This window comes from Nocardia sputorum (assembly GCF_027924405.1).
In the GTDB taxonomy this organism is placed as follows: domain Bacteria; phylum Actinomycetota; class Actinomycetes; order Mycobacteriales; family Mycobacteriaceae; genus Nocardia; species Nocardia sputorum.
In genome coordinates, this window is the sequence record NZ_AP026978.1 from 3929422 (window position 1) to 3940227 (window position 10806).

The following is a 10806-nucleotide window of genomic DNA, read 5'->3' on the forward strand; positions in this document are numbered from 1 at the left end:
AGCTTTCCTCTACTTTCCGGAGATCTGCTGGTCGATGAGAGCGAACAGTTCGTCCGCGGTGGCGGCCGCCTCGACGGCGTCCCGGCCCTGCGCGGCGGCGGGTTCGGGCTCGGGTTCCTCCACGGCCTCGGTGAGCGCCGCGCGGATCCGTTCGGCCAGCCGGGCCTTGTCCTCCGCGGACGGCAGAGTCGCGAACAACGCGGTGAGCGCGTCGATCTGGTCGTCGATCGCCGAGGTGGTCGCGGTCGCCTCCCAGTGCGACCGCAGCAATTTCGCCACCGCGCTCACCGTCGGGTAGTTGAAGACCAGCGTCGAGGGCAGACGCGTACCCGTGCCCTCCGACAGCCGGTTCCGCAACTCGACGCCGCTCAATGAATCGAAACCCATTTCGTTGAACGGTGTTTCGGGATCGATGGCGGCCGCGGACCGGTATCCCAATACGGCCGCGGCGTGCTCGCGGACGAACCCGAGCACCAGCGCGTCGCGTTCGTCCTCCGGCGCCGCGGCGAGCCGGTCGGCCAGCAGACCGCCGGACGCGCGCGTGGCCGCGACTCGCCGCGCACGGCTGGGTACCAAGCCGCTCAGCACCTCGGGCAGCAGTCCGGCACGTGCCTGCGCGGCCAGAGCGGGCTGGTCGAATGCGACGCAGGCGACCACCGCCGCGTCCGTGGCGAGCGCCGCGTCGAACAGCGCCGTCCCGTCCGCGTCACCGAGGATCCGCAGACCCATGCGCTGCAGCCGCGCCAGCGTGGCGCGGTCCATCTCGGCGGTCATGCCCGTGCCCTGGTTCCACAGCCCCCAGGCGACCGACAAGGCGGGCAGCCCTTGTGCGCGGCGGGCATGCGCGAGCCCGTCGAGGAACGCGTTCGCGGCCGCGTAGTTGCCCTGCCCGGGCGATCCGAGAATCGCCGCCGCGGAGGAGAACACGACGAACGCGGCCAGCTCCTGGTCCCGGGTGAGCTCGTGCAGGTGCAGTGCGCCGTCGACCTTGGGCGCGAGCACACGATCGAGCTGTCGTTCGGTCAGCGTCTCGATGGTGGCGTCATCGATCAGGCCCGCGGAATGGATCACCGCCGTCAGCGGGTGCTCGTCCCCGATCGACTCCAGCACGGCGGCCAGACCGGCGCGATCGGCCACGTCACACGCGGCGACCCGGGTGCGCGCGCCCAGCCCGTCCAGCTCGGCGACCAGCTCCGCGACCCCGTCGGCGGTCGCGCCGCGGCGCGACACCAGCAACAGATGCCGGACGCCGTGCGCGGTGACCAGGTGCCGGGCGAGCACCGCGCCCAATCCGCTGGTACCGCCGGTGACGAGCACCGTTCCGTCACCGAAAAGCCCTGTGCTGAGGGTTGTTTCGGGCATATCGGTAGGGGCCAGGCGCGGCAGGTGGAGTTCTCCCCCGCGGACCGCCACTTGGGCGTGCCCGGATTCGATCACGCCGAGCACCGTCGTCGCGTCCAGGTCCCCGTCGTGGTCCAGGAGCACGACGCGGCCCGGTTGTTCCGACTGCGCGCTGCGGACCAGGCCGGTCACCGCCGCGGCGGCCAGATCGATCGGCTCCCCGGGCAGGCCCGCCGCCCGGCGGGTCGCCACCACGAGCCGAGTGTCCGCCAGCCGCTCGCTCGAAAGCCAGGACCGCAACAACTCCCATGCCGTGCGGGTAGCGCGCCGCACCGTCCCCGGCTCCACCGGGCCCGCGGGTCCGTCGCCGGGCGACCACACGACAACTTCCGGAAGTCGTTCGGACGCAGCCACTTCGGTGACATCGGCGTAGTGGCGATCGACGCCGGATACCCGTGTCCGCCCCATCGTCGCCACGCGGTCGGGCACGGCCCGCAGCGCGGGTAGCTCCGCGCGCGTCCAGCGCAGGTGCAGGGGCGCCGCACGACGTGCCGCGGCTATGGGCCCCAACGCGTCGGCCGCGATCGGGCGTGCGGAGACCGCATCGATGCGCGCCACGAGCGAGCCGGTCTCGTCGGCGATGTCGATCGCGACCTGTCCCTCGGCATCGCGGACGACGCGGACGCGCACGGCGGTGGTTCCCGATCGCCACAACCGCACACCGGCGAACGAGAAGGGCAACGGCACCTGCCCGGCGGGCAGGTCGTCGATCAGATCGCCGAGCGCCGCGTGCAGGCAGGCGTCCAGCAGCGCCGGGTGGATACCGAACGGGGCCGCCGCGACGGTGACGGATTCGTCCAGGGAGACTTCGGCGAACGTCTGCTCGCCGCGCGACCACAGCGCGGTCACGCCCTGGAACACCGGACCGTAGTCCAGGCCGCGCTCCGCCAGCCGGTCGTAGAGCGACCCGTCCGACGGCTCGGCATCGGAAGGCGGCCGGAACCGCTCCCCCCAGACCGGCGCGGGCTCGTCGTCGGCCGTGGTCAAGACCCCGCTCGCGTGCTGCACCCACGCGTTCGCGTCGGCCGCGTCCGGGTCCGCCGGGCGGGAATGGATGGCGAAACCGCGCCGCCCTTCCTGGTCCGGCACACCGACACTCAGCTGCACATCGATCTCGACGCCCGCGTCGAGCACGAGGGGAGCTTGCAACAGGAGTTCCTCGACCACCCCGGCGTCCAGATGCGCGCCCGCGGCCAGGGCCATCTCCGCGAAGGCCGTCCCGGGCAGCAATACCGAACCGAACACCGCGTGGTCGCCGATCCAAGGCTGGGTACGCGTGGAACACCGGCCGGTGAACAACCATTCGTCCTTCCCGGCCAGCGGCACCGCGCTGGTCAGCAGCGGATGCCCGAACGAACCCGGCACGGCCTCGGGCGCGGGCTGCACCCAGTAGCGGCGGCGCTGGAACGCGTACGTCGGCAGCGTCACCCGCGCGTCTCCCGCGGGCAGCAGGGACCGCAGGCGAACCGGCACGCCTGCCGCGTAGGACTGGGCGAGGAGGGTGACGACCTGGGTCACCTCCTCGACCGACCGCCGCGACGACGCCGCCACCAGCGACTTCGCCGCCACCTCCGGACGCTCGGCCAGGCATTCCCCGATCATCGCGGTGAGCGCGGCGTCCGGCCCGACCTCGACGAAACGACGCACTCCGGCGTCGAGGAGACTGCGCACGCCGGGAGCGAAACGCACACAGCTGCGCACCTGCGCCACCCAGTAGCCCGGATCGCACACCTCGTCACCGGCCTGCGCGCCGGAGACGTTCGACACGATCGGCACGGCGGGCTTGCGATAGGTCAGCCCCTCCGCCACCGCGCGGAATTCCTCCAGCACGGGCTCCATCAGCATCGAATGGGACGCGTGCGAGATACGCAGCAGGGTGTTCTTACGTCCCCCCTCGGTCAGCCGCCGCTGCATCTCGCCGACGGCGTCGGCGTACCCCGAGAACACCACCGACTCCGGCCCGTTCACCGCCCCGAGCGCGAGCCGGTCACCGAGGCCGGTCAGCAGTTCCTCCGCTTCCGTCTCCGACACCGCGGCCGCCAGCATCGCCCCACCGGAGGGCGCTGCTCCCATCAACCGTCCCCGCGCCGCCACCAGGACACAGGCGTCGGCGAGCGACCAGACCCCGGACACGTATGCCGCGACGAGTTCGCCGAGCGAGTGACCCGCCAGCACATCCGGTACGAGACCGTGCGATTCCAGCAGCCGGAACATCGCCACCTCGAACGCGAACAACGCGGGCTGCATCCGGTCCATCCGGTCCAGCACCCCGGCCGCGTCGGTGAACATCACCTCCCGCAGCGAACCGCCGAGATGCCGGTCGAACTCCGCGCAGACTTCGTCCAGCGCGGTCGCGAAGACCGGGAACGCCCGGTACAGGTCCGCGCCCATGCCGACGCGCTGCGCGCCGCCGCCGGTGAACAGGAAGGCCGTGGCACCCGGCACCGCCTGCGCCTCGACCGCGTGCGGCGACCCCGCGCCCGCCGCCAGCGCGGCCAGCCCGGCCAGCAGTTCCCGCCGATCGCGTCCGACCACCACGCCGCGGCGATCCAGCAGTGCGCGCGAGTCGAGCAGCGCACTCGCCACCCGCCGCGAGTCGATCTCCGGCGCACCGGCCAGCCAGGAGCGCAAGCGTTCGGCTTGACCGCGCAGCGCTTCGGAGGTTTTCGCGGAGACCACGAGCGGCACCGCGCCGCCCGCCACCGGATCGGTGTCCGCCGCCGAACGCTCGTCGCGCGCGGACGGGGGCGCTTCCTCGAGGATCACATGCGCGTTCGTGCCGCTGATGCCGAACGACGACACCCCCGCGCGCCGTACCCGGCTGCCGGCCGTCCACGGCTCGGCGTCGGTCAGCACCCGCACCGATCCGGCCGACCAGTCCACGTGCGGGGAGAGTTCGTCCACGTGCAGGGTTCTCGGCAGCACCTCGTGGCGCAGCGCCTGGACCATCTTGATCACGCCGCCGACACCGGCCGCCGCCTGGGTGTGGCCGATATTGGACTTGAGCGAACCGACCCGCAGCGGGCCTTCCGGACGTCCCTGCCCGTAGGTGGCGAGCAACGCCTGTGCCTCGATCGGGTCGCCCAAGGTCGTTCCGGTCCCGTGCGCTTCCACGGCATCCACGTCCGAGGGGCCGAGCCCGGCATCGGCCAGCGCCGCCGCGATCACCCGCTCCTGCGACGGGCCGTTCGGCGCGGTGAGGCCGTTGCTGGCGCCGTCCTGGTTCACCGCGCTGCCGCGCACCACAGCGAGCACGTTGTGGCCGAGTCGCCGTGCGTCCGAAAGTCGTTCGACCACCAGGACGGCCGCGCCCTCCGCCCAGGCCACCCCGTCGGCGGCGGCCGAGAACGATTTGCACCGCCCGTCCGCGGCCAGACCGCGCTGGCGGGAGAATTCCACGAACACCGTGGGCGTGGCCATCACCGTCGCACCGCCCACCAGGGCGAGCGAACTCTCCCCCTGCCGCAGCGCCCGGCACGCCACGTGCAGCGCCACCAGCGAGGACGAGCACGCCGTGTCCACCGTCATCGCGGGGCCTTCCAGGCCGAGCGAATACGCGATGCGTCCCGAGACCACACTCGCCGCCGAGCCGGTCCCCACGTAGCCTTCGGCCTCGGGCCCCGCTTTGCGGGTCAAGACCTCGTAGTCCTGATACATCACGCCCGTGTAGACGCCGGTGTCGGTGCCCCGCAGCGACATCGGATCGATACCGGCGTGCTCGAGCGCTTCCCACGACACCTCCAGCAGCAAACGCTGCTGCGGGTCCATCGCGTTCGCCTCCCGCGGGCCGATTCCGAAGAATCCGGCGTCGAATTCCGCCGCGTCCGTCAAGAACCCGCCCTCTTTGACGTAGGAGGTTCCCGGATGCTCGGGGTCCGGATGGATCAGGCGATCCAGATCCCAGCCGCGATCCGCCGGGAACTCGGTTATGGCATCCGTACCCGAGGCAACCAGATCCCAGAGTTCGTCCGGAGACGTGACTCCGCCGGGGTACCGGCAGGCCATGCCGACGATCGCGATCGGTTCGTCGGCTCGCGTGCGTTGCTGCGTCCGGCGGATTCCCGGCCCGGCGCCCTCGATCCGGGAACGCAGCAGCCGAGCGACGGCGGCCGAGGTCGGGTGATCGAAGGCGAGGGTCGACGGAAGACGCAGACCGGTGGCCTTGGTGAGGCGGTTGCGCAGGTCCACCGCGCCCAGCGAGTCGAATCCCAGCTCGCTGAACGGTTTGTCGGCCTCGATCAGGTCGCCCGTCGCGTGGCCCAATACCTCGGCGACCTGCCCGCGAACGAATTCCAGCACGATCGCGTCGTGCCGGTCCGGCGGCGCCGAGGCGAGCCGCTCCGCCAGCTCGCCGCCGCCCCCTGCGGCGCGGCGCGGCACCGCTACCAGCGAACGCAGCGGCGGCGGCAGCAAACCCGCGCGGGCCTGTGCGGACAATGCCGCGGTGTCGAAGTCCACGGCGGCGACCAGCGGCGTGTCCGCGCCGACGGCGCGGTCGAACAGCGCGAGCCCGTCGGACTCGGTCAGTGGCCGGAAACCCATGCGGGACAGACGTTCCAGACCCGCACGGCCCAGGTCGGCGGTCATCCCGCCGTGCTGGCTCCACGGACCCCAGGCCATCGAGACCGCGGGCAGTCCCGCCGCGACGCGGCGGCGGGCCAGCGCGTCCAGCACCGAGTTGGCGGCGGCGTAGTTGCCCTGACCCGCGGAGCCCAGAACCGCGGCGATCGACGAGAAGAGAACGAACGCCGACAGGTTCCGGTCGCGGGTTAGTTCGTCCAGGTGGAGGGCGGCGTCGACCTTCGGCGCGAAGACCCGTTCGATCCGGTCGGGGGTGAGTGCGTGGAGCGTCGCGTCATCCAAGACGCCCGCGGCGTGGACCACGGCGGTCAGCTCCGGACCGTCGGCCAACTCGTCGAGCAGGGCGCGCACCGCGGCACGGTCGGCGACGTCGCAGGCCAGCACCCGCGGCCGAGCACCGAGTCCGGTCAGTTCGGCGACCAGTTCACCCACACCGTCGGCCCGTTCGCCGCGGCGTGACACCAATACCAGGTCGCGCACACCGTGCGTCGCGGCCAGGTGCCGGGCCACCAGGGCGCCCAACCCGCCGGTGCCGCCGGTGATCAACACCGCGCCCGAACCCAGGGTGACCGGCCCGCCGGTCACCTGGCCGCGCCGGGTGAGCCGGGGCGCGAGCAGTTCGCCCCCGCGCGCCGCCAGCTGCGGTTCGTCGGTCGCGAGGGCCGCCGAGATCAGCTCGGGCCCGACGACCGCGTCACGCTCGGCGTCCACCAGGACGATCCGGCCGGGATGCTCCGATTGCGCGCTGCGCAGGAGTCCCCAGGTCGCCGCGGCCGCCAGGTCCTCGCCGTGCTGTCCGGCGCCGTTGCGGGTCACCACGACCAGCCGGGTGTCGCCGGACTCGGGCAGGCGCAACCAGGACTGCACCATCGCCAGCGCGGTGTTCGCGCTGCGGCGTACCCTGTCGGCCTCGGCGCCTTCGGTGTGCCCGGGTTCGGATTCCGCGAACCACACCACCGCGTCGGCCTGCCGGGCGTTCGAGGTCCCAGCGGCCGCGGTCAGCGCGGCCATGTCCGGATGGTGTTCGCCGAAAGCGGATCGCGCCGGTCCGCCGACCGCGGCCAGCCGCACCGCGCCGGACGGCGCACCGGATGCCACTGCCACCCACTGCACGTCGTAGAGACCGTGAGGTGCGGCCGAGCGCGTGTCGCGCACCGCGTCACTGTCGACCGGACGCGCCTGTAGCGCGTCGATCGTGAGCAGCAACGCGTCCATGTCGTCGCGCAACTCGACCCGCACTCCGTCCGCGCCCACGGGCCGGATCAGCGCCCGTGCCCCGCTCGCGCCACCGCGATACAACCGCACACCGGTGAAGGAGAACGGCAGCGGCGCGTGGTGCGCGGGCGCATCGGCGGCCAATACATCGACCGCGGCGTGCAGTGCGGCATCCAGCAGTGCGGGGTGCACACCGAAACGCGAGGCGTCCGGGGTCGTCTCGCCGAGGCGCACGTCGGCCAGGACGGAGTCGTCGCGGCGCCACAACCGGTGCACGCCTTGGAATGCGGGTCCGTAATCCAGGCCACGGGCGGCCAGGTGGTCGTACAGCGCGGCTCCGGTCGTCGCGTCCTCGTCCGGGGACGGTCCGTCCGTACCGCCGGATGCCCCCGCGCCATCCGTGGCGGGCGCGAGCACACCACGTGCGTGCGTGGATCCGGCGGTCCGGTCGCCGACCGTCCGCGAGGCGATGACGAAGCGCCTGCGTCCCGCGTCGTCGGGCGATTCGACGCTGATCTGGAGATCGACCTCGGTTCCCTCGTCCAGCCGCAGCGGCGCCTCCAGCACCAGTTCCTCGACCGTCGCGGCGTCCAGTCGCGCGCCGACCGCCAGCGCGAACTCCACGAACGCGGTGCCCGGCAACAGCACCGTGCCGAACACCGTGTGGTCGGCCAGCCACGGCTGCGACAGCGTGGACAGGCGGCCGGTGAACAGCCACTCGTCCGTACCGGCCAGGGCCAGCGCCGCGCCGAGCATCGGGTGGTCCATCGCGGTCAGACCGGCGCGGCTCACATCGCCGATCCCGTCGGCCGGCGGCAACCAGTACCGCTGACGCTGGAAAGCGTAGGTGGGCAACGGCACTCGGCGCGGCCGGGTGTCGGCGAACAGCGGGCGCCAGTCCACTTCGGCGCCCGCGGCGTGCGCGGCGGCCAGGAAAGCGGTGAGCTGCCCGGCCTCGTCCGCGCCACGCCGCACGGCGGCGACCACCGTGCAGCGGGCCTCGACATCGGGTTGTTCGGCGAGACATTCCCGGGTCATCGCGGTCAGCACCGCGTCGGGACCGACCTCCAGGAATCGCACCACCCCACTCGCGGCCAGTGCCCGGATGCCCGGTGCGAACCGCACCGCCGACCGCACCTGACGGACCCAGTACTCGGGATCGGTCAGCTCGTCGCCTGCCGGTGCGCCCGAGACATTCGAGACGATCGGGATCGTCGGCCGCCGGTAGGTGACGCCGGAAGCCACGGCCCGGAACTCCGACAGCATCGGTTCCATCCGCGCCGAATGGAAGGCGTGGCTGACGCGCAGCCGGTTCGTCCGGCGACCTCGCTCGGCGAAGAGCCCCTCGATCTCGGCGACAGCGTCGGCGTCACCGGACAGCACCACCGACGACGGGCCGTTCACCGCGGCCACGGAGACCCGGCCGTGGTACCCGTCGAGCGCGGCCGACGCCTCTTCTTCCGGGACCGCCACCGCCAGCATCGCGCCGCCCGCGGGCAGGCCGCCCATCAGCCGGCCCCGCGCCGCCACCAGCGCACACGCGTCCGGCAGCGACCACACTCCGGCGACATACGCCGCCGCCAGTTCACCGATGGAATGGCCCAGCAGCACGTCCGGTGTCAGACCGAAGGACTCGACGAGCCGGTACAGCGCCACTTCGAACGCGAACAGCGCGGGCTGGGTGAACTCGGTCCGATCCAGCGGTCCGGGCGCGCTGTCGCCGTCCGGCGACTCGGTATAAAGGAGGTCTTTCAGCGAACGTCCGAGCAGCGGATCGAATTCGGCGCACACCCGGTCCAGTTCCGCCGCGAACACCGGGAACGCCGCGGACAGTTCCCGTCCCATTCCGGCGCGCTGCGCGCCCTGACCGGTGAACAGGAACGCCGTGCGGCCCGAGCGCGCCCGGCCCTCGACCACGCCCGGCGTGGAACGCCCTTCGGCGAGGGCCGCCAAACCGGCCAGAAGGTCGTCCCGGTCACGACCGACGACCGCGCCGCGCCATTCCAGCCGGGCACGGGAGGTGAGCAGCGAATGCGCGATATCCCGCGGATCCGCCGCCGGGGTGTCGGTCATCCAGCGCCGCAAGCGGTCGGCCTGTTCCCGCAGTGCGGCGCCAGAACGCGCGGACAACAGCAACGGGAGCACCTGCGGCGAAGGATGATTCGCTGCGACAGGCTCGGTAGGACCGGGCTCGGATTCGGTCTCGGTGGGCGCATCGGCGGGCGCTTCCTCGAGGACGACGTGGGCGTTGGTACCGCTGGCGCCGAACGACGACACGCCCGCGCGCCGGACCCTGGCGCCGGTGGGCCACGGCTCGCTCTCCCGCAGCAGCCGCACGGTGCCCGCCGACCAGTCCACATGGGGAGTGGGCGCGTCGATGTGCAAGGTCTTCGGCAGCATCTCGTGCCGCATGGCCTGCACCATCTTGATCACGCCCCCGACGCCCGCCGCGGCCGAGGTGTGACCGATGTTGGATTTCAGCGATCCCAGCCGCAAAGGCGCCTCGGGTTCCCGAGCGCCGTAGGCGGCGATCAGGGCGCGGGCCTCGATCGGGTCGCCCAGCATCGTGCCCGTACCGTGCGCTTCCACCACGTCGACGTCGGCGGGCGCCAAGCCCGCGTCGCGCAACGCCTGCCCGATCACGGCTTCCTGCGACCGTCCGTTCGGCGCGGTCAGCCCGTTGCTCGCGCCGTCCTGGTTGATCGCGCTGCCGCGGACGACCGCCAGCACGGTGTGCCCGAGCCGCCGTGCGTCGGAGAGCCGTTCGAGCACCAGCACGCCGAGTCCCTCGGAGAAGCCGGTTCCGTCCGCCGCCGCCGCGAATGCCCGGCACCGGCCGTCGGGCGAGAGGGCGCGCTGCCGCGCGAACGCGATGAGCAGCGACGGATCCGACATCACGGTGACCCCGCCCGCCAGCGCGAGGGTGGCGTCGCCGTTGCGCAGCGCCCGGCACGCGAGATGCAGGGCGACCAGCGACGAGGAGCATGCCGTGTCGATCGAGACGGCCGGACCCTCCAGCCCGAGGGTGTAAGCGATCCGGCCCGACAGCACACTGCTGGAAACACCCAGATAGGCATGGCCTTCCGTTTCGGCCGTGATATCCGGGGAGCCGACGCGGGGCCCGTAGTTCTGGTGGGCCACCCCGGCGAACACGCCGGTGTCGCTCCCGCGCAGCGACAGCGGGTCGATGCCGGCGTCTTCCAGGGCCTCCCAGGCCGCCTCGAGCATCAGGCGCTGCTGCGGGTCCATCGCGGCGGCCTCGCGCGGGCTGATGCCGAAGAAGCCCGCGTCGAAATCGGCCACACTGTCGAGGAAACCGCCTTCCCGCGTGTAGACCGTCCCGGGGACGTCCGGATCGGGATCGAACAATCGCTCGAGGTCCCAGCCGCGGTCGGAGGGATACCCGCCGACGGCGTCCACGCCCTCGGCGGCGATGCGCCACAGGTCCTCGGCGGACCGGACGCCGCCGGGGTATCGGCAGGCCATCCCGACGATGGCGATGGGCTCCCGCGTCCGATCGGTGAGTTCGCGCAGGTGTTGTTTGGTCTCGTAGAGTTCTTTCGCGGTCTTCTTCAGATAGCGGCGTAGCTCGTCGGTGTCGGCCATCGG

At 72.4% G+C, this 10806-nt stretch carries 1 pseudogene; it reads right to left on the reverse strand.

What is annotated here, in order from left to right:
* Positions 1 to 9: 9 nt before the first annotated feature.
* Positions 10 to 10791 (reverse strand): annotated as a pseudogene (locus tag QMG86_RS17800) (type I polyketide synthase); the annotation flags it as partial.
* Positions 10792 to 10806 lie beyond the last annotated feature (15 nt).